The sequence below is a fragment of the Streptomyces sp. CB02366 genome, from assembly GCF_001905905.1.
Lineage (GTDB): Bacteria > Actinomycetota > Actinomycetes > Streptomycetales > Streptomycetaceae > Streptomyces.
Genome location: NZ_LIVT01000005.1, coordinates 43,656 through 67,901 on the forward strand (window position 1 = coordinate 43,656; position 24,246 = coordinate 67,901).

Annotated in this window: 21 protein-coding genes; 17 read left to right on the forward strand and 4 right to left on the reverse strand. The window is 73.3% G+C overall.

Features of this window, described 5'->3' with window-relative positions:
- The first annotated feature begins 255 nt into the window (after window positions 1-255).
- Complete coding sequence (locus AMK24_RS17195; RefSeq protein WP_073769652.1) at window positions 256-471, forward strand: I78 family peptidase inhibitor; 216 nt, start codon at window positions 256-258, stop codon at window positions 469-471.
- A 108-nt stretch (window positions 472-579) separates the two neighbouring features.
- Here AMK24_RS17195 and AMK24_RS17200 read toward each other — a convergent pair whose 3' ends face one another.
- Window positions 580-1,599, reverse strand: coding sequence for a phosphatase PAP2 family protein (locus AMK24_RS17200; protein ID WP_073769653.1), 1,020 nt, complete (start codon window positions 1,597-1,599; stop codon window positions 580-582).
- A 508-nt stretch (window positions 1,600-2,107) separates the two neighbouring features.
- On the opposite strand from AMK24_RS17200, the gene AMK24_RS17205 reads away from it, so the two are divergent.
- Together AMK24_RS17205 and AMK24_RS17210 are read left to right on the forward strand one after the other, a co-directional pair.
- Window positions 2,108-3,841: an MFS transporter gene (locus tag AMK24_RS17205; RefSeq protein ID WP_073769654.1), complete on the forward strand. Its 1,734-nt coding sequence runs from the start codon at window positions 2,108-2,110 to the stop codon at window positions 3,839-3,841.
- Window positions 3,842-3,942: 101 nt separating this feature from the next.
- Window positions 3,943-5,163, forward strand: coding sequence for an acyl-CoA dehydrogenase family protein (locus AMK24_RS17210; RefSeq protein ID WP_073769655.1), 1,221 nt, complete (start codon window positions 3,943-3,945; stop codon window positions 5,161-5,163).
- Window positions 5,164-5,232: 69 nt separating this feature from the next.
- Here AMK24_RS17210 and AMK24_RS17215 read toward each other — a convergent pair whose 3' ends face one another.
- The gene (locus tag AMK24_RS17215) at window positions 5,233-5,676 is read right to left on the reverse strand and encodes a cell division protein SepF (protein ID WP_073769656.1); all 444 of its coding nucleotides are present in this window, start codon (window positions 5,674-5,676) and stop codon (window positions 5,233-5,235) included.
- Between the two features lie 309 nt (window positions 5,677-5,985).
- On the opposite strand from AMK24_RS17215, the gene AMK24_RS17220 reads away from it, so the two are divergent.
- A complete protein-coding gene (locus AMK24_RS17220; RefSeq protein ID WP_199876446.1) occupies window positions 5,986-7,200 on the forward strand; it encodes a DUF5685 family protein in 1,215 nt (404 codons plus the stop codon).
- A 17-nt stretch (window positions 7,201-7,217) separates the two neighbouring features.
- On the opposite strand, the gene AMK24_RS17225 is transcribed toward AMK24_RS17220, so the two are convergent.
- Complete coding sequence (locus AMK24_RS17225) at window positions 7,218-8,156, reverse strand: ABC transporter substrate-binding protein (RefSeq protein WP_073769658.1); 939 nt, start codon at window positions 8,154-8,156, stop codon at window positions 7,218-7,220.
- Window positions 8,157-8,713: 557 nt separating this feature from the next.
- Between AMK24_RS17225 and AMK24_RS17230 the strand changes: the two genes are divergently transcribed.
- The 10 genes from AMK24_RS17230 (at window position 8,714) to AMK24_RS17275 (ending at window position 19,314) form a co-directional block, all read left to right on the forward strand.
- Entirely contained in the window at window positions 8,714-9,592 is an 879-nt protein-coding gene (locus tag AMK24_RS17230) for an amino acid ABC transporter permease (protein ID WP_073769659.1), read from the forward strand.
- Window positions 9,589-11,430 carry an FAD/NAD(P)-binding protein gene (locus tag AMK24_RS17235; RefSeq protein ID WP_073769660.1) on the forward strand — a complete coding sequence of 614 codons (1,842 nt, stop codon included), beginning with the start codon at window positions 9,589-9,591 and terminating at the stop codon, window positions 11,428-11,430. Before AMK24_RS17230 ends, AMK24_RS17235 begins: the two co-directional genes overlap by 4 nt.
- A 73-nt stretch (window positions 11,431-11,503) precedes the next feature.
- The gene (locus tag AMK24_RS17240; RefSeq protein ID WP_073769661.1) at window positions 11,504-12,433 is read left to right on the forward strand and encodes an amino acid ABC transporter permease; all 930 of its coding nucleotides are present in this window, start codon (window positions 11,504-11,506) and stop codon (window positions 12,431-12,433) included.
- 17 nt (window positions 12,434-12,450) lie between these two features.
- Window positions 12,451-13,203 (forward strand): amino acid ABC transporter ATP-binding protein, encoded by a 753-nt coding sequence (locus AMK24_RS17245; RefSeq protein ID WP_199876452.1) that lies wholly within the window; start codon window positions 12,451-12,453, stop codon window positions 13,201-13,203.
- A 28-nt stretch (window positions 13,204-13,231) separates the two neighbouring features.
- On the forward strand, window positions 13,232-14,206 hold the full coding sequence (locus AMK24_RS17250) for an ABC transporter substrate-binding protein (RefSeq protein WP_073769663.1): 975 nt from the start codon (window positions 13,232-13,234) through the stop codon (window positions 14,204-14,206).
- Between the two features lie 102 nt (window positions 14,207-14,308).
- Window positions 14,309-15,385, forward strand: a complete 1,077-nt coding sequence (locus AMK24_RS17255; RefSeq protein ID WP_073769664.1) for an LLM class flavin-dependent oxidoreductase — start codon at window positions 14,309-14,311, stop codon at window positions 15,383-15,385.
- Between the two features lie 14 nt (window positions 15,386-15,399).
- Complete coding sequence (locus AMK24_RS17260) at window positions 15,400-16,680, forward strand: NtaA/DmoA family FMN-dependent monooxygenase (RefSeq protein WP_073769972.1); 1,281 nt, start codon at window positions 15,400-15,402, stop codon at window positions 16,678-16,680.
- Window positions 16,681-16,684: 4 nt separating this feature from the next.
- Window positions 16,685-17,506 carry a DUF1684 domain-containing protein gene (locus tag AMK24_RS17265; RefSeq protein WP_073769665.1) on the forward strand — a complete coding sequence of 274 codons (822 nt, stop codon included), beginning with the start codon at window positions 16,685-16,687 and terminating at the stop codon, window positions 17,504-17,506.
- Between the two features lie 230 nt (window positions 17,507-17,736).
- Complete coding sequence (locus tag AMK24_RS17270) at window positions 17,737-18,636, forward strand: S1 family peptidase (RefSeq protein ID WP_073769666.1); 900 nt, start codon at window positions 17,737-17,739, stop codon at window positions 18,634-18,636.
- Between the two features lie 198 nt (window positions 18,637-18,834).
- Window positions 18,835-19,314, forward strand: coding sequence for a hypothetical protein (locus AMK24_RS17275; protein WP_073769667.1), 480 nt, complete (start codon window positions 18,835-18,837; stop codon window positions 19,312-19,314).
- Between the two features lie 43 nt (window positions 19,315-19,357).
- Here AMK24_RS17275 and AMK24_RS17280 read toward each other — a convergent pair whose 3' ends face one another.
- Window positions 19,358-20,254, reverse strand: a complete 897-nt coding sequence (locus AMK24_RS17280; protein ID WP_073769973.1) for a DUF4231 domain-containing protein — start codon at window positions 20,252-20,254, stop codon at window positions 19,358-19,360.
- A 205-nt stretch (window positions 20,255-20,459) separates the two neighbouring features.
- Here AMK24_RS17280 and AMK24_RS17285 point away from each other — a divergent pair, with 205 nt between their 5' ends.
- From AMK24_RS17285 to fxsBH, 3 genes are all read left to right on the forward strand, one after another.
- On the forward strand, window positions 20,460-21,281 hold the full coding sequence (locus tag AMK24_RS17285; protein WP_242435184.1) for a hypothetical protein: 822 nt from the start codon (window positions 20,460-20,462) through the stop codon (window positions 21,279-21,281).
- Window positions 21,282-21,649: 368 nt separating this feature from the next.
- On the forward strand, window positions 21,650-21,814 hold the full coding sequence (locus tag AMK24_RS33955; RefSeq protein ID WP_158072158.1) for an FXSXX-COOH protein: 165 nt from the start codon (window positions 21,650-21,652) through the stop codon (window positions 21,812-21,814).
- A 30-nt stretch (window positions 21,815-21,844) separates the two neighbouring features.
- A complete protein-coding gene (gene fxsBH, locus AMK24_RS17290) occupies window positions 21,845-24,187 on the forward strand; it encodes a radical SAM/SPASM protein FxsBH, inactivated beta-hydroxylase extension form (RefSeq protein WP_073769668.1) in 2,343 nt (780 codons plus the stop codon).
- The last annotated feature ends 59 nt before the right edge of the window (window positions 24,188-24,246 follow it).

Consider the following 24,246-nt stretch of genomic DNA (forward strand, 5'->3'; position numbering starts at 1 on the left):
GTCCCCGGCGCCGGAAAAGAAGCAGGCCACCCGGGTGAATCCATAATCATACGAGTGCCTTTTCGGACAGGTGAGCGAAGAGGTTCGCTATTGCCCGCGTACGGTCCCGGCCGGTCCGTTTTGATGAAGAGCGCGACGCATAAGCGTGTGGGGGTCTTGTGACACAAGCGTGACCGCCACGGTACGGGGAGACGCGACGGCGGCTCGGCCCGGCCCGGCCTTCCGTCACGGTCCGGGGCCGCCTACGGTGAAGGCATGGCATCTCTACCGACCCCTCCCGCACAGCCGGACGACGACACCGGCGCATACGTCGGCCTCGCCGCCGACGCCGCCGAACGGCAGGCCAGGAGCCGCGGCTGGGACACGGTCCGGGCGGTCCCGCCGGGCACGTTCCTCACCATGGAGTTCCGGCAGGGCCGCATCAACTTCCAGGTCGAGGACGGCGCCGTGACGCGCTGCTGGGTGGGCTGACCGCCCGGTCCGGACATGCCGATGGCCCCGACCTCGGTCGGGGCCATCGGCATGTCCGGGACGTGTACGAGGAGGGCCGGGACCTCCGGCGCGGCCGGAGGGGCGGGATCAGCCCCCGGCCACCGGGCGCGCCGGACTGCCCGCGCGCGGGCCCCGCTCCGCGTGCGGCGGCGGGCGCCGGACGCCCGCCGGGGCCACCGGCATACCGCCCGGCCGTGCGGGGTGCCCGGTGTGGGCCCGCGCCCGGACGCCCGCCCCCGCCGGTCCGGCGGACAGCGCCGGAGCGGGCGGGGCGCTCGCCGCGGTTTCGGCGGCGAGGCCGTCGGCCGCCATCGACTGCGGCAGCAGCACCGGCTGCGGTCCGGCATCGGCCGCCGGCGCCGGGCGGGCCCCGCCGCGCCGCTCCCGCCACCGCTCGCGCATCTGGAAGATCCAGGTCTCGGTCCGGGCGATGAGCGGCTCGAACCACGGCAGCGCCAGCAGGATCAGCAGCCCGGCCGCCCAGCCCAGCAGGACGTCGCTGAGCCAGTGCGTACCGATGTAGACCGTGGTCAGCCCCACGCCCAGCGAGACCGTCGCGGACACGGCGGACAGATAGCGTCTGGCGCGTGGCGTGGTGGCCAGGTAGGCGAGGATTCCCCAGGTCACGACGGCGTTCGCGGTGTGCCCGGAGGGAAATATATCGCCGCCGGCGAACATCTCGGCCGAGCCGATCTGCGTCGCGTAGTGCGGACCGAGCCGTCCGAGCCCCAGCTTGACCGCGCCCACCGTCACATTGAGCAGCAGCAGGGACGTGCCGAGGACCAGCAGCGGCCGGAGGGTGTGCTGACGCCAGGAGCGCCAGCCCAGCCAGCAGGCGACCATCACCGCCGTGGGGCCGCGCTGGCCGAGCACGACGTAGTAGTCGAGGAAGGCGTGCAGCTCCGGCCACTGCTGGTAGGGCCGGAACAGCATGACCTTCCAGTCCAGAGCCACCAGCCAGGACGTGATCAGCACCGCCCAGACGATGGCGACGTAGAACGCCAGCGTCCCGCCGAAGAGGGCGATGCGGTGACGGCTCATCCGCGGCGCCTCTATCTTCGGCGGTTCCGGCTCCCGGTCCAGCCGGGCAAAGATGTCGGTACGCACCCAATCGACGTTACAGCGAGTGAGTGTGGGAGCAGGCCGAACCGGCCGCTTTGTGATGACGATGTGATGTGGACTTCGTCTCGAAACGAGGTCTTTTCCGGGGCCGGAGAAGAAACTCCGTGATCTTGGCCCCATGGTCCGACCGATTGTCCGTCCGTTCGTCCGCCGACGTGTTTGACCTCTCGGAAATAGGGCCGCATCCAAATCCCCGGCAATTGATACCGCCATTCGGGGGAGGTGCGTCCGGTCGCGGCGGCGCCCGCGCCCCCGCCGCCCGCCCCCCTCCGGAAGCGGGCCGCGGGCGGGCCGGCAAGGGAGCCCCCGTCCGGACCCGGAATGGCGTACGCCACACTGTGCGGCGGGCCGGGGTATGACGTGGACCACGTGTGACCTCACCGAACTCGCGTACGCTGACGCTTCACTCGCCCGTCGATGCCGGGCCCGAGGGACGCGCGCCCCGCGTCGCCGCCGGTCCGCCGAGCGCGAGGACTCATCGGGAGGTACGCAGATGACCGGGACGACCACGGCCGTGAGCCGGCTGCGCCGGGCCGCCGACGGCGCCGACCGCTGGGTCGTCCTCGTGGTCCTCTGCCTCAGCCTGCTGGTCGTCGCGCTGGACGCGACCGTGCTCCACGTCGCCGTCCCCTCCCTCACCGAGGACCTCCGCCCGAGCGGACCGGCCCTCCTGTGGATCGTCGACGCCTACCCCCTCGTCTGCGCCTCGCTCCTCATCCTCTTCGGCACGCTGGGTGACCGGGTCGGCAGACGGCGCGTGCTGCTCCTGGGCTACGTGCTGTTCGGCGTCGCCTCCGCCCTCGCCGCGTCGGCCCACTCGCCCGCCGTGCTGATAGCGGCCCGCGCCCTGCTGGGCGTCGGCGGCGCGATGATCATGCCCGCCACGCTGTCGATCGTCCGCCAGGTCTTCCCCGACCGCCGGGAGCGGGCGCTCGCCATCGGGGTGTGGACCGCGGTGGCGGCGATCGGCGCGGCCACCGGTCCGGTCGTCGGCGGTTTCCTGGTCGAGCACTTCTGGTGGGGCTCGGTCTTCCTGATCAACATCCCGCTGATGGCCGTGATCCTGCCGCTGGGCTGCTGGCTGCTGCCCGAGTCGCGCGGCGGCGGCGACGGCCCGTGGGACGTGCTGGGGGCGCTGACGGCCGCCGCCGGTGTGCTCGGCGTCGTCCTGGGCGTCAAACGGCTGGGCGCGGGCGCGGGCCTCCTAGACCCCGGAGCGCTGATCCCCTCGGTCCTCGGAGCGGCGCTCCTGATCCTCTTCGTAAGGCGGCAGAAGCGCCGCGCGCACCCGCTGATCGACCTGACGATGTTCGCCCGTCCCGCCTTCTCCACCGCCGTCGGCTGCATCGTGCTCGCCATGCTGGCGCTGGTCGGCCTCCAGCTGATCGCCGTCCAGTACCTCCAACTGGTGCTGGGGCTCGGTCCGCTGGAGACCGGCCTGCGGCTGCTGCCGCTGACCTTCGCGGCCATGGCGGCGGGTGCCACCGGCTCGTACACCCTGCGCCGCCTCGGGCCCCGCCGGATGGTCGGCTGGGGCTTCGTGCTCACCGCCGCCTCGGTGCTGCTGCTCACCTCGATGGGACAGCACGATCGGCCCGCCCTGCTGACCTGCGGTTTCATCCTGCTCGGCTTCGGTCTGCAGACCACGCTCTTCGGGGCGTACGAGTCGATGCTGAGCGACGCCCCGCCGGAACGGGCGGGCGGCGCGGCGGCGATCGGCGAGACCTCGTACCAACTGGGCGCGGGCCTCGGCATCGCCCTGCTCGGCAGCGTCATGAACGCCGCGTACGCTCCCGGCCTCGCCTCCCTGCACGAGAAGGGCGTCCCCGCCCACGCCGGGGCGGCGGCCTCCCACTCGCTGGGCGAGGCGTACCAGGTGGCCGCGCACCTGGGCGGACCGATGGGCGACCTGCTGCGCTCCACCGCCCGGCACGCCTTCGTCGAGGGCCTCCACATCACCCTCCTGGTCAGCGCCGGACTGCTGCTGCTCGGGGCGCTGGCCGCGCTGCGGCTGCCCCGGGCCATGGACTGCCCGGCGCGGGAGGCGGCCCCGCCGCGCGCCGGGGCCGCCGCGTCCCCGGCCGAGGGCGCCGGGGCCGCGCCGTCCAAACGCCGGGCTCCCGGAGCGGTCCGGGCGCTCGGACCCGACCGGCCGGTCCCGCGCCCGGTGGCGCCCGCCCGGCGCGAGCCGGCCGAGGCGACCGGCTCTGGACGAGCGGCACACTGAGCCGTAACGTCAGCACGACGCCCGACTACCACTGCTAGTTTTCGGAGGGCGGGACTCTCCCGGCCCCTCCGAGCACCGTGCGAGCCGCCGGAGGCGCCCCCATGTCCAGCACCGAGTCCGCGAAGCGGTCGAAGCTCCCGCCGTTCGACCCCGCGGACCCCCTCGGCATCGACGACCTGCTCGGCCCCGACGACCTCGCGATCCGCGACACCGTCCGCGCCTGGGCCGCCGACCGCGTCCTGCCGCACATCGCCGAGTGGTACGAGAAGGGCGAACTGCCCGGCATCCGGGAGCTGGCCCGCGAGCTCGGCGCGCTGGGCGCGCTCGGCATGTCCCTCGACGGGTACGGCTGCGCCGGGGCGAGCGCCGTCCAGTACGGGCTGGCCTGCCTGGAACTAGAGGCCGCCGACTCCGGTATCCGCTCGCTGGTCTCCGTACAGGGGTCGCTCGCGATGTACGCGATCCACCGCTACGGCTCCGAGGAGCAGAAGCGGCGGTGGCTGCCCGGGATGGCGGCCGGCGAGACCATCGGCTGCTTCGGTCTGACCGAGCCCGACCACGGCTCGGACCCGGCCGGGATGCGGACGTACGCCAGGCGCGACGGCGAGGACTGGGTGCTCACCGGCCGCAAGATGTGGATCACCAACGGCTCGGTGGCCGGAGTCGCCGTCGTCTGGGCGCAGACCGACGAGGGCGAGGACGGCCGGGGTGTCCGGGGGTTCGTCGTGCCGACCGACGCCGCCGGGTTCTCCGCCCCGGAGATCCGGCACAAGTGGTCGCTGCGCGCCTCGGTCACCAGCGAGCTGGTCATGGACGAGGTGCGGCTGCCGGCCGACGCGGTGCTCCCGGAGGCGAAGGGGCTGCGCGGTCCGCTGAGCTGTCTGAGCCACGCCCGCTACGGCATCGTCTGGGGGGCCATGGGCGCGGCACGCGCCAGCTTCGCGTCGGCCCTCGACTACGCGCGGGGCCGGGAGCAGTTCGGCCGGCCGATCGGCGGCTTCCAGCTCACCCAGGCCAAACTGGCGGACATGGCCCTGGAACTGCACAAGGGCATCCTGCTCGCCCACCACCTGGGCCGCCGGATGGACGCGGGCGCCCTGCGGCCGGAGCAGGTCAGTTTCGGCAAGCTCAACAACGTGCGGGAGGCGATCGAGATCTGCCGCACCGCGCGCACGATCCTCGGGGCCAACGGGATCTCGCTGGAGTACCCGGTGATGCGGCACGCCACGAACCTGGAGTCGGTGCTCACCTACGAGGGGACCGTGGAGATGCACCAGTTGGTCCTGGGCAAGGCGCTCACCGGCCTCGACGCCTTCCGGTGACGGAGGTGCGCCGGACCGCGCACGCCGGCCGGCCGCGGTGACCGGATCCGTCCCCGGCGAGCGCCCCGCTCAGCTCTGGTTGAAGAAGCCGTCGGCCTTCCGGCCGGCGGCTTCGCCCGCCACCACCTGGGTGTCGGCGGGGGAGAGCAGGAAGACCCGGGTGGCCACCCGGTCGATCGAGCCGCGCAGACCGAAGATCAGCCCGGCGGCGAAGTCCACCACGCGCTTGGCGTCGGCGGGGTCCATGGCCGTGAGGTTGACGATCACCGGGACGCCGTCCCGGAACAGCTCCCCGATGGCCCGCGCGTCCCGGAAGCTGTCCGGCGTCACCGTCGCGATCCGGCGGTCCCGCTCCTCGGCCGCCTCGGTGGCCACCTGCACCCGGGGGTCGGTGACCCAGGCGTGGCCGCCCGTGCCGGTCTCCGGACCGTCGTTGTACTCGTCGTCGTAGTACCGCTCGTCGTGGTCCTCCACGAGGCCCAGCCAGGCACTCGCCTTGCGCACCGATCCCATGGACGCCTCCTCTCACCGCGGTTCTGTCGTGTTCCGCATCTCTTTCGTATCCCTATGGTCGTCCATGATGCGGATACCGCGCCAAGTAGATAGTCGGCTCGCAGGCGATTCGTGACGCGACTGGTGCAGATGATGTGGCGGTTCGTCAGGGTTCGTCCTAGCTCAAGGGGGTTGCGAAAAGAAAATATGACGCTTCGGGCCGTACGGGTGATCCTGCTGACGGACGGGTGAACGGATGGCTCGATACGATGCACGACGCTTCGGTGCGCGAGCGTCGCGCACCGGCTGAACGGCTCACGGGGGATCGTCGTGTTCGGAATCGTCAGGCCCTGCGTCCACCGGCTCACCGACGGGCTCAGGACCGAGTGGACGGCCCATCTCTGCGGTCTCTGCCTGGCCCTGAGGGCGGATCACGGGCAATTCGCTCGTATAGTGACGAACTATGACGGGCTGATCGTCTCGGTTCTGACGGAGGCTCAGATCGGCCGGACCCCCGGGGCGCGGCGCACCGCGGGCCCCTGCCCATTGCGCGCCATGCGCACCGCGCCGGTGGCCCGGGGCGAGGGGGCGCGGCTCGCCGCCGCCGTCTCGCTCGTCCTCGCCTCGGCCAAGGTCCGCGACCACGTCGCCGACCGGGACGGCCTGTTGGCCCGTCGCCCGGTCGCCGCCGCCGCGCGCCGGGTGGCCGCCGGGTGGGACCGCGCGGGAGCGCGCACCGGGGCGGCCCTGGGCTTCGACACCGCTCTCCTCGTCGACGCGGTGGACCGGCAGACCGGTGTCGAGGCGCTCGCCGGCCCCGGCACCCCGCTGCTGGCGGTCACCGAACCCACCGAGACCGCCACCGCCGCCGCCTTCGCGCACACCGCCGTCCTCGCCGGGAAGCCGCAGAACGCCGCGCCGCTCGCGGAGGCGGGCCGCCTCTTCGGGCGGCTCGCCCACCTGCTGGACGCCGTCGAGGACCGGGAGGCCGACGCGGCCTCGGGCGCCTGGAACCCGTTGACGGCCACCGCCACCCCGCTCGCCGAGGCGCGCCGGCTCTGCGACGACGCCCTGCACGGCGTACGGCTCGCGCTCCGCGAGGCGGAGTTCGCCGACGGCAAGCTCGTCCACGTCCTGCTCGCCCACGAACTGCGCCGCTCGGTCGACCGCGCGTTCGGCGCCTCCTCCTGCTCCCACCGGGAGGCCCCGGGACTGCCGGCGCCGGACGGTTCCTTCGGGCCCCCGCCGGGCAATCCGTACGGGGCGCCGCCCGGCAACCCGTACGCCCCCGGCGGCCCGGGCTCCCCGCCGCCCCCGCCGCAGCCGCCCCGCGACCGGCGCGGGCTGATCGCCGGGTGCCTGGTCTGGGCCGGTCTCGCCTGCACCTGCCAGATGTGCTGCGGAAGCTACGAGGACCCCTGGAGCCGGGAGCGGCGGGAGGCGCCCTGCAGCAACTGCGGCGACTGCTGCGAGGCGTGCGACTGCTGCGGCCAGTGCGGCGAGGGCTGCTGCTGTTGCGGAGAGTCCTGCGGCTGCGACTGCTGAGCCCGGCAGGGCCCGGATCACTTCAGCTCGGGCGGCGAGATCCGCGAGGTCTCGATCGCGGACCCGGTGACACCCCACTTCTTCAGGATGCGGTCATAGGTCCCGTCCGCCTTGAGCCGGTTGACCGCGGCCTGGAAGGCGGGGGCGAGCGGGGTGCCCTTCTCGAAGGCGAAGCCCACGTCGAGCCGTTTGAACTCGTTGAGGAAGCGCAGCCCCTCCTGCTGGGCCACCGCGTACCGCAGCCCGTTGATGGTGGACATCACCACATCGCTGCGCTTCTGCCGGAGCGAGATCCAGATGGCCGCCGGGTCGGCGTAGGTCTTCACCTGGTAGGGCTTCCTGCCCGCCGCCGCGCACCGGGACCGGTTCTCCTGGAGCGTCACCTCGAAGGTGGTGCCCGCCGCGGTGGCCACGTTCAGACCGCACAGCTGCGTGAGGTCGGTGACCTCCTCGAGCGTGCTGTCCTCGCGGACCGCGAAGCCCTGCCCGTCGTTGACGTACGTCACGAAGTCGATGGTCCCGCGGCGTTCGTCGGTGACGCCGAAGTTCCCGGTGCCCAGGTCGTACTTGCCGCTGCCGAGCGCCGGCAGGATCGCCTCGAAGGACGCCACCTCGCGCTCCAGCGTCACCCCGAGCACCCGGGCCGCCGCATCAGCGAAGTCGATGTCGGCGCCGACCGGCGTGGAGCCGTCCTCCCGGTAGAAGGCGCTGGGCGGAGCGCCCACGGACGAGGCGATCCGCAGCGTGCCCGCCTCGCGCACCCGGGCGGGCAGCAGTCGCGCGGCGGCCTCGTCCTTGCGGACCGTCGAGACCACGTCCGTCTTCGGAACCCTCGCTCCGGCGGCTGCCCCGTCGGATCGGCCGTCCCCCGTGCCGGCCGGCTCGGCGCAGGCGGTGAGCGTCAGGGCGGCGACGGTGATGGACGCGAACAGGGCGGTATGCCGGGATCGGGACATGGCGGTGCTTCTCCGGGTTCGTCGGGGGAGGCCGGCCACCCTCTCCGGCGCGGCGGCACGGCACGGGGCCGCGGCGGCGTGCGGAGCGGTGGAGCGTCGGCCGGAGGCAGAGAGGGATCGGCGAGGAAGGGCGGGGCGACGGCAGGGCGGGGCAACGGCAGGACAGGGCAGGCAAGGCGAGGGGAGGGTGACGCGGTGTGGTGGAGGTGAAGTCACGCGGGAGACGGGGCTCGAACGCCGGAGGAGAAGCGGCGTGAGCAGGGAGGAACCGGACAGCTGCGGGGTCGGCTCAACAGGAGGAGGACCACACGCGACCGAAGTCGATGTGGGAGCGGGTGACCAGCCACTGCTGCGGATGCATGGGCTCAGTGGACCAGCCATCCGGGTGCGCGTCAACCGGCGTGCGACGTACGGCTCACAGTGTGGACAGGCTTGACAACTCCCCGCGCACGCCGCTTATCTCGGAGGCGGACCGGCGCTGAGGGGCCCGGTCCGCGTGTGGTTTACCGGTGTGAAGGCGCGCCCCGTGTTCGAGCTGAACCTCCACGGAGCTCCCCATGCCCCCGCAGACCGTCCCGCCGCCCTCCTCCCCGTCGCCGGCCGTTCCCCGGCCGCCGGCCGAGGACGAGCCCGCAGCCCTGCCGCGTATCGTCCCGGTACGCAGGACGGGCCGTCGGGCGGCGGCCGTCGTCGTCCTCGTCCTGCTCGCCCTCGTCCTGAACTCGGTCGTCCGCAACGACGCCTTCCAGTGGGACGTCGTGTTCTCCTACTTCGCCACCGTGCCCGTCCTGCGCGGACTGTGGCTCACGCTCTGGCTCACCGCCGTGGTCATGGTGCTCGGCTTCGCGCTGGGCGCCCTCCTCGCCGTGCTGCGGCTGTCTGGCAACCCGGTTCTCCAGGCGGTCAGTTGGGGTTACATCTGGCTGTTCCGGTCCACGCCGATCCTGGTCCAGCTGCTGTTCTGGTTCAACATCGGCGCCCTGTACCCGCAGATCCTCGGCGTCTCCACGGTCAGCCTCCTGGGCCCGGTCGCCGTCGCCGTCGTCGGGCTGACCCTGCACGAGGCCGCGTACGCCGCCGAGGTGGTGCGCGGCGGCATCCTCTCCGTCGAGCGCGGGCAGGTGGAGGCCGCCCAGTCCCTCGGCCTCGGCCCCTGGCGGCGGTTCCGGCGCATCGTGCTGCCGCAGGCGATGCGCTCCATCGTCCCCCCGGCCGGGAACATGCTGATCGGCACGCTCAAGGGCACCTCCATCGTCAGCGTCATCGCCGTGCAGGACCTGCTCTACTCCGTGCAGCTCGTCTACCACCGCACCTACCAGGTCATCCCGCTGCTCCTCGTCGCCACCCTCTGGTACGCGGCCGTCACCACGGTGCTGAGCATCGGCCAGCGCTACGTCGAGCGGTACTACGCCCGTGGCACGGCGGGTGCGCGATGAGCGCCGCACCCGCCGTCGTGGTGATCGGCGGAGGGCCGCGCGGCACCGGCGTCATCGAGCGCATCGCCGCCAGCGCCGGTGAGCTGTACGGCGACGCGCCTCTCGACATCCATCTCGTGGACCCCTACCCGCCGGGCGGCGGCCGGATCTGGCGCCCCGACCAGTCGCCGCTGCTGTGGATGAACTCCATGGCCGAGGACGTCACCATGTTCACCGACGAGACGGTGGAGCCGGCCGGCCCCGTCGTGCCGGGACCGGCCCTGGACGCCTGGGCCGACGACGTCCGCGCGGGGCGCGTCACCCCGGACGCGGACCCCGCCGTGCTCGCCGAGATACACGCCCTCACCGGGACCGACTTCCCCACCCGGCGGCTCCAGAGCGCCTACCTGCGCTGGACCTACCGGCGCGCCCTGGCCGCCCTGCCGCCCGGCATCACCGTGCACGAGCACCGCACCACCGCCCTCGCCGTCAGCGGTCCGCGCGGCGCCCGCCAGCACGTCCGGCTCCAGGGCCGCGCCGAACCGCTCCTGGCCGACCTCGTCGTCCTGACCGTGGGCCACCTCGACGCCGAGCGGGAACCGGAGCACGCCCGGCTGGGCGACTTCGCCCGGCGGCACGGCCTGGTGCACCTGCCGCCCGACTTCACCGCCGACAGCGACCTCGACGCCCTGCGCCCCGGCGAACCGGTCATCGTCCGGGGCTTCGGGCTGGCCTTCATCGACCTGATGGTCCTGCTCACCGAGGGGCGCGGCGGCCGCCACGAGGGCGGGGTCTACGTGCCCTCGGGCCGCGAGCCGGTCCTGTACGTCGGATCGCGGCGCGGGGTTCCCTACCACGCGAAGATCGGTTACTCCTGGACCGGCGAACGCCCGCCCCTGCCGAGGTTCCTGGGGCCCGAATGGGCCGAGAAGGTGCTGCGCGGGAAGAGGCCGGTCGACTTCCGGAGCGACGTCTGGCCGGTCGTCGTGAAGGAGCTGGGCCACGCCCACTACCACCGGCTGTTCACCTCCCGCCCCGAACGCACCGCCCTGGACCACGCGGTCTTCGCCGAGAAGTACGCCGCCGCCGATCCCGGCAGCCCCGAGCTGGCCGGCCTCATCGCCGAGGCCGTGCCCGACCCCGCGGACCGGCTCGACCTCGACGCGCTCGACCGGCCGCTCGACGGAGTACGCCACGGTTCGCCCGACGCCCTCCAGGAAGCCCTGCGCGCGTACATCACGGACGACCTGGCCCGTCGACACGACCCGGAGCACAGCGAGGACCTCGCCGTCTTCCTCGGGCTGCTCTCCGCCTACGCCCAGCTCGTCCGGCTCGGTGACACCGACCCCCGGTGGCACGGGTTCTTCAGCCATCTGGCCTCCGGCCCGCCCGGCCCCCGCCTCCGGCAGCTCCTGGCCCTCTCGCGGGCCGGCGTCGTCCGCTTCCTCGGCGCGGGGCTCACCGTGGAGACCGACGAGGAGCGGGGCCTCTTCCGGGCCCGGAGCACCACCGTCCCCGGCGCGTCCACCGAGGCCCGCGCGCTGGTCGAGGCCCGGCTGCCCGACCCCTCGCTCCGGCACACCGCCAGCCCCCTGCTGCGCGCCCTGCGCGACGACGGGGCCGCGATCACCGACACCGGGCTGCTCTCCGTGGACCCGGCCGACAGCCGGGTGCTGGACCGGGAGGGCCGCCCGCATCCGCGCCGTTTCGCGCTGGGCCCGTTCACCACCGCCCGCGCCAGCGGCGCGTTCACCCGGCCCCGCACCGGCGGCCCCGCCTTCCGGCAGAACGACGCCGCCGCGCGCGCCGTGCTCACGTTCCTGCGCGACCTCTCCTGTCGCGCCGACCGCGCCTCCTGACCGGCCCGGCCGGCCCTCTCCCGTACCGCCCCCTTCCGTACAGCCACCGCTTCCGCGCCCGAGGACTCCCTTCATGTCGCTGACCAGCGATCCACCCATCGGCCCACCCGTCGACCCGCCCGCCGAACCGCCCATCGGGCCGCCTACCGCGAAGGCGGACGGGCCCGGCGCCGACCACGAGGCGCTCACCGTCGTCCCCGTCCGCCACCCGTGGCGCTGGGCCGCCATCGCCGCCACCGCCGTCCTGCTGGCCCAGTTCCTCAACGGGCTGATCACGAACCCCGGTTGGGAGTGGGGCGTCTTCGCCCGGTTCTTCACCGCGCCGACCATTCTCCAGGCCGTCTGGCTCACCCTCCAGCTCACCCTCTACGGAACGGCGATCGGCTTCGCTCTCGGCGTCGTCCTGGCCTTCGCCCGGCTCTCGGCGAGCAGGTTCCTGCGGACGGCCGCGTACGGCTACATCTGGGCGTTCCGCTCGATCCCGCTCATCGTGCAACTGCTGTTCTGGTTCAACCTTGCTTATCTCTACGAGGAGTTGACGTTCGGTATCCCGTTCGGGCCGGGCTTCTTCGCCTTCGACACGATGAACCTCGTCGGCGCGACCAGCGCGGCCGTCCTCGGACTCGCCCTGCACCAGGCGGCGTACGCGGCGGAGATCGTGCGCGGCGGCGTACTGGCCGTGGACCACGGCCAGCTGGAGGCGGCGGCCGCCCTCGGCATCCCCCGGCTCCGGCAGCTGCGGCGGATCGTCCTCCCGCAGGCCATGCGCTCCATCCTGCCCAACGCCGCCAACGAGATCATCTCGCTGTTCAAGGGCACCTCGATCGTCTCCGTCATGGCGATCGGCGAACTCTTCTACCAGGTACAGGTGGTCTACGGCCGCAACGGCCGGGTGGTTCCCCTGCTGATGGTCGCCACCGTCTGGTACGTCCTGCTCACCACCGCGCTCTCCGTCCTCCAGCACTACGTCGAACGCCACTACGCAAAGGGGGCCGTGCGATGAGCGCACCCGGCGACGCCATGGTCGACATCCGCTCCGTGCACAAGAAGTTCGGTTCCCTGGAGGTGCTGCGCGGGGTCGACCTGACAGTCCGTCCCGGCGAGGTGGCCGTCGTCATCGGCCCCTCCGGATCCGGCAAGTCCACCCTGCTGCGCACCATCAACCACCTGGAGAAGGCCGACCGGGGCTGGATCAGCGTGGACGGCTCCCCGGTCGGCTACCGCAGGGAGGGGAACAAGCTCTACGAGCTGCGCGAACGCGAGGTGCTGCGCCGGCGCACGAAGATCGGGTTCGTCTTCCAGAACTTCCATCTCTTCCCGCACCTCACCGTCCTGGAGAACATCGTCGAGGCGCCGGTCTCGGCGCTGCGCCGCCCCCGCAAGGAAGCCGTCGCGGCAGCGGAGGAGCTGCTGGAGCGGGTCGGCCTCCTGGACAAGGCGGCGGCCTACCCCGGCCGGCTCTCCGGCGGCCAGCAGCAGCGCGTCGCCATCGCCCGCGCCCTGGCCCTGGAACCCCGGCTGCTGCTCTTCGACGAGCCGACGTCCGCCCTCGACCCCGAACTCGTCGGGGAGGTACTCGACGTCATCAAGGACCTCGCCCGCAGCGGCACCACGATGATCGTCGTCACCCACGAGATCGGCTTCGCCCGCGAGGTCGCCGACACCGTCGTCTTCATGGACGAGGGCCGCATCGTCGAACAGGGCCCGCCCGCCGCCGTCCTCGACCACCCCGTCCAGGAACGCACCCGCGCCTTCCTCTCCAAGGTCCTCTGAACCGCTTCTCGCCCCAAGGAGTCCGTACGTGTCCGTCCGCCGCGGCACCACCCTCGCCCTCGCCGTGCTCACCGCCACCGGTCTGCTCGCCGCCTGCGGCGCCTCCGACCCCGCCACCGACCCGGCCGCCCCCGAGGGCCGCCGGGACACCGGGATCCACATCGGCCCCGACCAGGACCGCATCAGGGGCGAGAAGGCGGCTGCCGCCGCCGCTCTCGTCCCCGAGGCGGTCCGCGAGCGCGGCACGCTGCGCATCGGATCCAGCGCCGACGCCTCGCCGCCGCTCGCCTTCTACGCCACCGACGACAAGACCCGGATCGGCTCCGAGATCGACATCGCCACCCTCGTCGCCGACACCCTCGGTCTGGAACCGGAGTTCGAGCAGGTCTCCTGGGAGAACCTCTTCGTCGGTCTGGACAGCTCCAAGTTCGACGCCGTCCTGTCCAACGTGACGGTGACCGAGGAGCGCAAGGAGAAGTACGACTTCGCCACCTACCGGCTCGACAACATCGCCTTCGAGGCGGAGAAGGGCTCCGGCTGGAAGGTGAAGGGCCCCGCCGACGTCGCGGGTAAGACCATCTCGGTCTCCTCCGGGACCAACCAGGAGAAGATCCTCGTCGAGTGGAGCGAGGAGAACGCCAGGGCCGGGCGCGAGCCGGTGGACATCAAGTACTTCCAGAAGGAGACCGACTACTACCTGGCCCTCCGGTCCGGCCGCGTCGACGCCCACCTCGGCCCCACCCCCAACGCCGCCTACCACGTCGCCACGGCGGGCCAGTCCGAGATCGTCGGGCAGCTCTCCGGGGCCGGCGGGGACCTCCAGGGGAAGATCGCCGCCACCACCAAGAAGGACAGCGGCCTGGTGGAGGCGTACGCCGCCGCGATCGACCACATCATCCGGAACGGCTCGTACGGCGAGGTCCTCAAGCGCTGGGGGCTGAGCGGCGAGGCCGTGGAGAAGTCGGAGATCAACCCGCCCGGCCTGCCGAAACCCACGAGCTGACGCCGGCGCCGCGGGCCCGTCGTCGCGACCGCGCCCCGTCCGGCCCGGCCACGACGACGCCCCGGCGAGCCCCCGTCCGTCCGCCGACCCGAGAGGTACCGCATGCCCGCCCCCGCCCCCCTCCACCTCGCCGCCGAGATCGGCGGCCCGCCGCACTACGACGCCGGGCACTACCTCCGGCTGGCCGAGCTGGCCGAGGACGGCGCGCTCGACTACGTCACCCTGGGCGACTCGTTCGCCCGGCCCGGCCTCGACGCGCTCGCCGTCCTCGCCCGCGTCGCCCCCCGCACCGACCGGATCGGCCTCGTCCCGACCGTCACCACCACCCACACCGAGCCCTTCCACGTCTCCTCGGCCGTCGCCACCCTCGACTGGGTGAGCCGGGGCCGGGCGGGCTGGCAGGCCGACGTCTCCACCACCGAGGCCGAGGCCCGGCTGTTCGGCAGGCGCCCCGCCGCGCCCCCCGCCGAGCTGTGGCGGGAGGCCGGCGAGGTGGCCGACGTCTCCGGGCGGCTCTGGGACAGCTGGGAGGACGACGCCGAGATCAGGGACACCGCCACCGGCCGCTTCATCGACCGGGACAAGCTCCACTACGTCGACTTCACCGGCTCCGCCTTCACCGTCAAGGGCCCCGCGATCGTGCCGCGTCCGCCGCAGGGCCGGCCCGTCACCGTCCTCGACGCCACCACCGCCCCGGCCCGCGAGGCGGCCGCCCGGCACGCCGACGTCGTCCACATCCGGGCCACCACCCCCGAGCAGGCGGCCGCCGTCCGCGACGAGGTGCGCGCCGGGGCCGCCGCCCACGGGCGCGACCCGGAAGCCCTGCGGGTCCTGGTCGCGCTCACCGTCGACCTCGGCGACGTGGAGACCGCGCCGGAGCCGGGGCTGGAGGCCGGGCCGCGGCTCGCCGGGCGCGGCACCTACTTCCGGGGCGGGCCCGTCGACCTCGCCGACCTCATCGCCCGGTGGCACGGCTCCGGCGCGGCCGACGGCTTCCACCTCACCCCCATCACCCCCGAACGCGACCTCGAAAGGATCGTCAACGGCACCGTGGCCCTCCTCCAGCACCGCAGTCTCTTCCGCACCTTCCATCCCGGCGGCACCCTGCGGGAACACCTGGGGCTCCCACGCCCCGTCGGCCGGTACTCCACCGCCCGGACCGCCGCGAAGGGGGCCTGACCGTGCCGCGCCCGATGCACCTCGCCGCCCATTTCCCCGGCGTCAACAACACCACCGTGTGGGCCGATCCCCGTTCCGGCAGCCAGATCGACTTCTCCTCCTTCGAGCACCTGGCCCGGACCGCGGAGCGCGGGAAGTTCGACTTCTTCTTCCTCGCCGAAGGGCTGCGGCTGCGCGAGCACAACGGCCGCATCCACGACCTGGACGTGGTCGGCCGGCCCGAGTCGCTGACCGTGCTCAACGCGCTGGCCGCCGTCACCGAACGGCTCGGCCTCGCGGCCACCGTCAACGCCACCTTCAACGAGCCCTACGAACTGGCCCGCCGGCTCGCCACCCTCGACCACCTCAGCGCGGGCCGTGCCGCCTGGAACGTGGTGACCTCCTTCGACGCCTTCACCGGCGAGAACTTCCGCCGGGGCGGCTACCTCGACCGGGCCGACCGGTACGTACGGGCCGCCGAGTTCGTCGCCACCGCCCGCGAGCTGTGGGACTCCTGGACGCCCGACGGCGTCTCGCGGCCGTTCGCCCACGAGGGGCCGCAGTTCACGATCTCCGGCGAGTTCACCGTCCCGCGCTCGCCGCAGGGGCATCCGGTGGTCATCCAGGCCGGGGACTCCGACGAGGGCCGGGAGTTCGCCGCGTCCGCCGCCGACGTCGTCTTCACCCGGCACGGCACCCTGGAGGCGGGCCGTGCCTTCTACGCCGACGTCAAGGCCCGGCTCGCCGCGTACGGCAGGCAGCCCGACGACCTCAGGATCATGCCCGGCGTCACCGTGGTGACCGGCGACACCGACGCCGAGGCCCAGGAGCTGGCGTACGAGATCCGCCGGCAGCAGGTCTCCCCGCAGAACGCGATCCTCGCCGCCGAACAGGTCTGGGGCGCCGACCTCTCCGCGTACGACCCCGAGGGCCCGCTCCCGGACTTCGACCCGGTCCCCGACTCCGGGATCACCCAGGGCCGGGTCCGGCACGGCGACCCCCTCGCGACCGCCGCCCGCTGGCGCGCGCTCGCCGAGGCCAAGGGGCTCTCGCTGCGGGGGACCGTCATCGAGACGACCACCCGGCAGTCGTTCATCGGCTCGCCCGCCACCGTCGCGGCCGAGCTGACCGCGTTCGTCGACGGACGGGCCGCCGACGGCTTCATCCTCGTCCCCCACCTCACCCCCGGCGGCCTGGACGACTTCGTCGACCGGGTCGTCCCGATCCTCCAGGAGAGCGGGGCCTTCCGCTCCGCCTACACCGGCTCCACGCTGCGATCGCACCTCGGCCTCCCGGAGCCGGTGTGGAAAGGTTGACCGCATGAGCACGGACGCACAGCAGCAGGAGCAGGGCGGCGGACCGGACGCCGCGCAGGACTGGCAGCGGTGGCACGAGGAGCGGATCGCCGCCGTCGCGGCCCCCTACGGCCCGCTCTCCCTGACCGGAACCCACTGGCTCGCCGACCACCCGGAAGGGCGAATTCCGGCCGTCCCGGGGCGGTGGCGCGAGGACGGCGACGAGGTGGTCCTCACGGCCACCGCCGAGGACGCCGTCACCGTCGACGGCAAGCCGCTGACCGGCGAGATCCGCCTCGGCGCGGACCGCGGGCCGGCCGACGACTCCCGGGTGGCGAGCGGGGGGCGGCGGCTGGTGGTGATCCGCCGCGAAGGGCTGTGGGCGGTACGGGACTTCGACCCGTCGTCCCCCGCGCGGCGCGCCTTCTCGACCATCGAGGCCACCCCGTACGACCCCCGCTGGGTGCTGCCGGGGACCTTCCGCCCCTACGGCGGCGACCGGACCGTACGGGTGGCCAACGCGGACGGGGTCGAGCGCGGTCTCGGCCTCGGCGGCGAGATCGCCTTCACGGTGGACGGCGAGGAGTGCACGCTGCGGGTCGCGGTCGAACCGGACGGGTCGCTGTGGGCGGTCTTCGCCGACGCGACCAGCGGGAACGGTAGCTACCGCTTCCGCTTCCTGCGGCCCGGCGCGCCCTCCGCCGACGGCCGGGTGACGGTCGACCTCAACCGCGCGCTGCTGCCGCCGTGCGCCTTCGCCGACCACTTCATCTGCCCCTTCCCGCCCCCCGGCAACACGCTCGCCGTCGCGGTCCCCGCGGGGGAGCGGAACCGCCTCGACGCCTGATCCGGAAGAAACCCCTCCGGCCCCGCGGGCCCCACGGCCCGCGGGGCCGGGTGCGTGAGTGACCGGCGTGGCCGAAAGGCATTCTTGCGTCTCCCGTCCGGCCGCCTCGATACTCCGGTCAGCGATTGTCAGGGGCACGGCAAATCCGGAATCCGGACAGGCCCCCGACTGCGCCTCACGGGCCCACCACCCCACAGGAGGGCCCCCGATTCCCCTCGGAGGAACCCGACGTGAGGATCAAGCGCACCAACAACCGCTCCGCAACGGCGAGACGCGCCCGGAACACGGCCGTCATCGCGGGGCTCGCCGCCGTCGCGGCGCTGGCCATCCCCACCGCGAACGCCGACACACCCCGTACGTTCAGCGCCGACCAGCTGACCGCGGCGAGCGACGCCGTGCTCGGCGCCGACATCGCGGGCACCGCCTGGAACATCGACCCGCAGTCCAAGCGCCTCGTCGTGACCGTCGACAGCACGGTCTCACAGGCCGAGATCAACCGGATCAAGAAGTCGGCGGGCGTCAACGCCGACGCGCTGCGCGTCGAACGCACCCCGGGCAAGTTCACCAAGCTCATCTCCGGCGGCGACGCCATCTACTCCGGCACCGGGCGCTGTTCCCTCGGCTTCAACGTCCGCAGCGGCACCACCTACTACTTCCTCACCGCCGGCCACTGCACCGACGGCGCGACCACCTGGTACGCGAACTCGGCCCGCACCACGGTGCTCGGCTCGACCTCCGGATCGAGCTTCCCCAACAACGACTACGGCATCGTGCGCTACACCAACACCACCATCCCCAAGGACGGCACGGTGGGCGGCCAGGACATCACCAGCGCCGCCAACGCCACCGTCGGCATGTCCGTGACCCGCCGCGGCTCCACCACCGGCACCCACAGCGGCTCGGTCACCGGCCTTAACGCCACCGTCAACTACGGGGGCGGCGACGTCGTCTACGGCATGATCCGCACCAACGTGTGCGCCGAGCCCGGCGACTCCGGCGGTCCGCTCTACTCCGGCACCCGGGCGATCGGTCTCACCTCCGGCGGCAGCGGCAACTGCTCCTCCGGCGGAACGACCTTCTTCCAGCCGGTCACCGAGGCGCTGAGCGCCTACGGCGTCAGCGTGTACTGACCGGCCCCGCCCCGGCCGGGTACGGAGCTGTCCGTACATACGTGCCCCCGTCCGGAATTCCGGACGGGGGCTCCCGCTCGCCGGGTGGCTCTTGAGAGGATGACGCCACGACGGGTCGTCGCGACGGGGCGACAGAGGGCGCCGGGGGCGGGCGAGCCCCGGACCGCCCTCCGCTGGGCATCAGGGGGTAGCAGGTCCGTGTACCGCATCGGAGTGACCGGTCACCGCTCCATCCCCGCCGAGGCCGAGGCCCATGTGCTCGCGGGACTGCGCGCCGCGCTCCACGACCGCGCAGGGGCGGTGCAGGCGCTCTCCAGCCTGGCGGTCGGCGCCGACCAGCTCTTCGCCGACCTCGCCCTCGCCCGCGGCGCCGAACTGACCGCCGTCATCCCCAGCGGCGACTACGAGGCGTGCTTCGAGAACGCCGTCGACCTCGCCCGCTACCGGACGCTCAAGGCGCGCGCCGCCCGGGAGGTGCGGCTCGGCTTCCCGCACTCCACCGACGAGGCGTACTACGCGGCCGGCGCCTACATCGCCGACCACTGCGACCGGCTGCTCGCGGTCTGGGACGGCCTCCCCGCCCGGGGGCTCGGCGGCACCGGCGACATCGTGACGTACGCCCGGACCCTCGGCCGCCCGGTCACGGTGATCTGGCGCGACGGCGTGCTGCGCGGCTGACCCCGGCCGGACCCGCCGCCGCCCCGGCGACGGACCGGCCGGCTCACACCCGGTGCCGCACCAGCCAGTCGGTGTGCTCGGGCGACACGATCTGCTCCGTCTCGAACACCGCCGCGGGCCAGTGCCGCTCGGTGAGCGTGGTCTCCATGGCCGCCTGCATCGACTCCAGATCCTGCTCCACCAGCGAGTGCGCCGAGATCAGCGGATGGTGCCGGCGCATCTCGTTCCAGGCGAGACAGGCCGCCGCCGCCGCGGACAGCACCCTCGTCAGCCCGAACGACCTGCCCATCCCGAACGCCTGGAACGTGCTCAGGACCAGCGCCGGAAGCGTCAGCGCGACGATGGCGCCCGACCACACCAGCGCCCCGCGCCGGGAGGCGTGCCGGCGCCTGCGGTACCAGCGCCGCTGCTCGATGAGCCGGTCCCGCACGTAGGTCTCCTTGCGGACCGTGTACGCCTTGTTCCGCAACGCGCGCATCGACTCCGTGATGAGCCCGCCGGAATCCGGCAGCTCCTCGCGCGGATCGGCCCACCCCACCTTCCGCAACTCCTGGAGGCCGTCCTCCAGACGGTTGGCGAACAGCGCCTCGGGATGCTCGGTCGTGCTGTCGAACGGAGCGCCGTGGACCGCGTACCGCCAGCAGTTGGACTTGATGAACTCGGCCGCCGAGCGGTTCAGCTGCCAGTGGGACTTCGCCTTGCGGTGGGAGGCGAGGAACGTGGTGAAGAGCACGCCCAGATAGGCCAGCACCGCCGCGCCGTGCAGGACGCGGGCCGCCGGGCCGTCCTCGGCGGACCACGGCAGCGCCGCCGGGACCGTACCGGCCACGAGCAGCGCCAACTGCGCCCGCGTGGTGTTCACGGCCTCACGCTGCCGGGCCACCGCGACCGCGTCCGTGTGGTGGAACAGCGCGGGCAGGTCGTCGTTCCTGAAGACCATGGATCTCAGCGGCTCGGGCAGCGCCGTCACGGTCGCCTCCGTCTGCAGTTGTCGTGTGACCCGGCCGCACGTCCCCCTGCCCGTCCGGGGCCACGAGAGTAGGGGCGGGGACCGGGTGCGGCAAGGGCGCCCCGGCCCTCCGGCCGGTCACCGCGACGAGGTTCGGCCACCTTCGCGCGAGCGGCCTTCCTCACCCGTCGGCACTGTGGCAAGGTTGCCCGACCGGGCGGTACAGCAGGCGGGCCGGCGCCCTCTTCGGCGGGCCCGGCCGCCTCCGGACGGGGGAGGGGCCATCGAGGGGGACCGGCACGGAGGGGCGGACGACGGCACCCCGCTCCAGGACGCTCAGCGCAGGGTGCGCCGCAGCCCGCTGCTCTTCACCGCACCGCTGGTGCTGCTCGCGCTCCTGCTCGTGATCCTGGTGTGGGAGGCCGTGCGGGCCAATGTCTCGCCGGGGGCCCGGAGCGACTGGCCCTGGCGGCTGCAACTGCTGGACACGGAGGCGCTGGGGAGCCTGCTCGCCGTGGCGACGGGCGCCGTCCTGGCCCGGGCCCAGTACGCCCGTACGGTGCGGCCCTACCTCGGCTACCGGGGCTCGTGGCGCACCGGGCTGCTCGCCGAGGGGGAGCCCGCCTGGCGGGTGGGGATACTGAACGGCGGCCAGCACATCGCCGTGGTCGACAGCTGGGAGTGCCGCGTCGTGCTGCGCGGCGGGTCCGACGAGGCGCCCGCGCCCTGGGCCGCCGTCCCGGACGTCGTGTCCACCCTGACGTCGGCCGGACTCTCGGTCGGCCGGGACTACCAGCTCATCGCCTTCGGGGCGGGCTTTCCGCTGGTCGGCACCGGGAACTACGAGACCGTGCCGGTGGGCGTCTTCTCGCGGCGGTGCGTCGAGAAGGTCGAGTCGCTCCAGGTCCGGGTCCGGGTCACCGACGTCGTGGGCGACAGCCACGAACGCGTCCTGGACTGCATGCGCGGCGCCCGCGCGGAATACAACGTTCCCGGCACGGAACCGGTGAACGGGTGAACCGGCGGCCCCGGCGGGACGTGCCGGCGGCCGTGTCCGGGGCGGCGCCGCGCACGTCTCCGGTGGCGCGCCGGACGTCTGTGCGGACGGCCGGGGAGCCCTCCGCACGCCTCCCACCTGCGAGAGCCGGCGACGGGGGGAGCCGGCCCTCCGGCCCGGCGGCCCGGCCCTTCCTCCCCCGTTCCCCCGAGCGGCCGAACGCGGGCCGTGTTCCGGCTTTCGGAACACGGGGGCGAAGGCCGCTCCGCCGGCATGTGGAGGGCCCCCGGCGGTAGTAAAGTGCGCATGCCGGACCGTGTGGTGACACGGAATCCGGCGGTGTTGGATTGTCCGGAAACAGACCCCCTCAGGACCCCCCTAGGACGGCCGTGAAGACCTACGGAACCACCCCCGCCTTCGCCCCGGCGAAGACCCGCGCGACCCTCGCGGCGACCGACGTCCGCAGTGCCGAGGCCGTCAGGAAGATCAGCCGCGCGATCGGCGCGACGACGGCCCGGTCCACCCGGATCTCCACTTTCAGTTCTGCTCTCTGAACAGGCGTCAGAACTGGCTAGACTGGCGGAATGACAGGACCCCTGGTCCCCTTCCGTGAATTCGTTCTCAAAGTGCACAGCAGGTGCGATCTCGCCTGTGACCACTGCTATGTCTACGAACACGCAGATCAGAGCTGGCTGACCCGCCCGAAAGTCATCTCCGACGAGGCGATTTCCTGGACTGCCCGGCGCCTGGCCGAGCATGCGACGACACATGCGCTTCCCTCCGTCACAGTGATCCTGCACGGCGGGGAACCGCTCCTGGCGGGGCCCGCGCGACTGCGCCGGGTCTGCGAGGAGCTCGGCTCGGCCCTGAACGGCATCGCTGAGCTGGACCTCAGGATCCACACCAACGGCGTCCAGCTCAGCCCCCGCTACCTCGACCTCTTCGACGAGTTCCACGTCCGCGTCGGGATCTCGCTCGACGGCGACCGCGCCGCCAACGACCGCCACCGCCGGTACGCCGACGGACGCAGCAGCCACCCGATGGTGCTGCGCGCGGTCGGACTCCTGCGCGAGGAGCGCTACCGTCACCTGGACCTCGGCCTGCTGTGCACGGTCGACGTCCGCAACGACCCGGTGGCCGTGCACGACGCCCTCGCCGCCCTGGAACCCCCGCTCGTCGACTTCCTGCTGCCGCACGCCACCTGGGACGACCCGCCGCCCCGGCCGGACGGCTCGCCCACCGCGTACGCCGACTGGCTGCTGACGGTCTTCGACCGCTGGACCGAGCAGGGCCGCCCCATGCCCGTGCGGATGTTCTCCTCGGTGCTCTCCACCCTCGGCGGCGGCCCCAGCCTCACCGAGTCCCTCGGGCTCGCCCCCACCGACCTCGTCGTCATCGAGACCGACGGGACGCTGGAGCAGGTCGACTCGCTCAAGAGCGCCTACGAGGGCGCCGCCGCCACCGGGTTCGACGTCTTCCGCAACACCCTCGACGAGGTCGCCGCCCACCCCGGCGTCCGGGCGCGCCAGCTCGGGCTGGCCGGCGTCGGCGACACCTGCCGCCGCTGCCCGATCGTGCGTTCGTGCGGCGGCGGGCTCTACACCCACCGGTACCGCTCCGACCGGGCCCCCGGCGGCGGCGGGGGTTTCGACAACCCCTCGGTCTACTGCGCCGACCTGACCGCCCTGATCCGGGGGGTCGAGGAGCGGACGGCCGCCGCCGCCGAGTCGCCCGCCCTCCGGTCGTCCGAGGCGCTGCTCGCCGCCCACCAGGAGCTGACCCGTACTCTGCTCGCCGTTCTCCACGACACCCTCGACGGACGCGGCGGGAGGCTCTGGGACGACGCCTGGCGGCTCGCGGCCGAGGCCGAGGCGGACCCGGCCGGGGCCGACGCGCTCGACGCGGTCCTCGCCCACCCCTACACCCGTACCTGGCTGGTCGAGGCGCTGGAGGACGTCGACGCCGGGCGCGGCCTGCCGGAGGCCGCCGCCGGACGGTTCGCCGCCACCGTGGCCGCCGCCGCCGTCCGCGCCGGCCTCGACCTGCCCGTCCCCGTGGCGTACCGCGACGGAAGCCTCCACCTGCCCACCCTGGGCACCGTGCTCCTCGACGGCCCCCCGGAGCGGGGGACGGCGGTCGTGCGCCCCGAGGGCGGCGGCGGATTCCTCGTCCGGGGGGCGGAGGCCGCGCCCGGTATGGAGCGGCGCGTCGCGCACGGCGAGCCCGAAGGCCCGCACTGGCTGCCCGTCCGCACCCTGCGCCGGGCGCCCGCCCCCGTACTCCCGCTGGACGACCTCGACCCCTTCCGCGACCGCTACGACGCCCCCGCGACCGGTCGGCTCGACGCGGCGGAGGCCGACGCCTGGACGCGCCGGATCGCCGACGCCTGGGCGCTGCTGGCCGACGCCGTCCCCGAGCAGGCGGCCGAGGCGGCCCGTACGCTCACCGCGCTGACCCCCCTGTCCGCCGGGGCGGCCGAGCCGGGGCGGCACGGGCCCGGCGCGCTCGGCGTCGGACCGGCGGCCGACGCCGAGGCGTTGGCACGCGGCATCCTGGGCGGAGCGCGCCGCGCGAAACTGCGGGCCCTCGGTGAAGTGACGGATCTTTACGCCCTGGACGGCACCTGGGAACATCGGACGCCTTGGGGGAGCGAACACGTGCCGTTCTCCCGACTGCTGACCGAGACATTCGAACGGGCGGGGCTCGGACTGTACGATCCGCGTTTCCTCATGGGTGTTCCGGAAGCGATCGACATGATCGAGAACGCGGCGGAGGTGACGGTCGACGGTAAACAGCTGATCGCCGCTGTCCGCAAGGAGATCAGCGGAACACGGAGCACCGCCGGGAAGAACCCCGACAGGGTCCTCCCGCTCTCCGGCCCTTCACCGGACATGCCGGCGGCTGACCGGAAAATGACGGTCGAATGACCGAACGGCCCGGCGAGGAAAACGGTCCGCTCCGGAATGATGAGTTCGCTTGCACTCCC

Bases quoted from the DNA above. Each gene is read 5' to 3' on its own strand.
- AMK24_RS17225 (WP_073769658.1), bottom strand. From the start codon at position 8,156: ATGTCCCGATCCCGGCATACCGCCCTGTTCGCGTCCATCACCGTCGCC.
- AMK24_RS17230 (WP_073769659.1), top strand. From the start codon at position 8,714: ATGCCCCCGCAGACCGTCCCGCCGCCCTCCTCCCCGTCGCCGGCCGTT.
- AMK24_RS17265 (WP_073769665.1), top strand. From the start codon at position 16,685: ATGAGCACGGACGCACAGCAGCAGGAGCAGGGCGGCGGACCGGACGCC.
- AMK24_RS17280 (WP_073769973.1), bottom strand. From the start codon at position 20,254: ATGGTCTTCAGGAACGACGACCTGCCCGCGCTGTTCCACCACACGGAC.
- AMK24_RS17215 (WP_073769656.1), bottom strand. From the start codon at position 5,676: ATGGGATCGGTGCGCAAGGCGAGTGCCTGGCTGGGCCTCGTGGAGGAC.
- AMK24_RS17260 (WP_073769972.1), top strand. From the start codon at position 15,400: ATGCACCTCGCCGCCCATTTCCCCGGCGTCAACAACACCACCGTGTGG.
- fxsBH (WP_073769668.1), top strand. From the start codon at position 21,845: ATGACAGGACCCCTGGTCCCCTTCCGTGAATTCGTTCTCAAAGTGCAC.
- AMK24_RS17210 (WP_073769655.1), top strand. From the start codon at position 3,943: ATGTCCAGCACCGAGTCCGCGAAGCGGTCGAAGCTCCCGCCGTTCGAC.
- AMK24_RS17235 (WP_073769660.1), top strand. From the start codon at position 9,589: ATGAGCGCCGCACCCGCCGTCGTGGTGATCGGCGGAGGGCCGCGCGGC.
- AMK24_RS17205 (WP_073769654.1), top strand. From the start codon at position 2,108: ATGACCGGGACGACCACGGCCGTGAGCCGGCTGCGCCGGGCCGCCGAC.
- AMK24_RS17240 (WP_073769661.1), top strand. From the start codon at position 11,504: ATGTCGCTGACCAGCGATCCACCCATCGGCCCACCCGTCGACCCGCCC.
- AMK24_RS17255 (WP_073769664.1), top strand. From the start codon at position 14,309: ATGCCCGCCCCCGCCCCCCTCCACCTCGCCGCCGAGATCGGCGGCCCG.
- AMK24_RS17245 (WP_199876452.1), top strand. From the start codon at position 12,451: ATGGTCGACATCCGCTCCGTGCACAAGAAGTTCGGTTCCCTGGAGGTG.
- AMK24_RS17195 (WP_073769652.1), top strand. From the start codon at position 256: ATGGCATCTCTACCGACCCCTCCCGCACAGCCGGACGACGACACCGGC.